This window comes from Dehalococcoidia bacterium (assembly GCA_025054935.1).
Classification (GTDB): Bacteria; Chloroflexota; Dehalococcoidia; order SpSt-223; family SpSt-223; genus JANWZD01.
In genome coordinates this window covers 1-504 of the sequence record JANWZD010000086.1, presented here as the reverse complement: position 1 = coordinate 504, position 504 = coordinate 1, and the positions used below count along the sequence as shown (strand labels likewise).

The 504-nt window shown below is 71.2% G+C and carries 1 protein-coding gene; it reads right to left on the bottom strand.

Annotated features, from left to right (window positions below; genetic code table 11):
* Window positions 1-369 (bottom strand): hypothetical protein (locus NZ773_16395; protein ID MCS6803503.1); only part of this gene is annotated, 369 nt, incomplete at its 3' end.
* Window positions 370-504 lie beyond the last annotated feature (135 nt).

The window sequence follows — 504 nt, the reverse complement described above, 5'->3', positions numbered from 1 at the left end:
CGCCAGCCCGTAATGCTGCGTCCAGACCGCATCGGCGGGCAGCAGCTCGCGCTCTTCGGCATAGAGCACCACAATCAGGCGCAGCATCACCGTCAGCAAGCCGTGATAGACCGCGTTCGGGTCCTCGCGCAAGACATCGCGCAGCAGCGCGCCGTTGGCCTCGGCATCGGCCGCCTGCACGCCGCGCAGCAAGGCATAGAGCGCGGCGAGCACTTGCTCGGCCAGCCGCTCGCTGACTGTATTCTGGTAGGCGCGGCTGGCGGCCAGCAGCGCCGGCAGGCGCTGGTTGCGCGGCAGGGACAGCAGGCGCTGCTCGCTGAGCAAGAGGCGGAGGGCGGCCACGATGGGGCGACCGGCGGTGAGCGCCATCTCGGCGACGCGGAAATCGAGCCAGCCGGAGCTTTCGCCGCGCGGGGCCGAGATAAGGCGGAGGGCGTGGCCGTTGCAGAGCAGGCCGGCGGGCGTGCCGGTCTGGCGGAGCAAGCGTTCGAGGCGGCTGTGGGT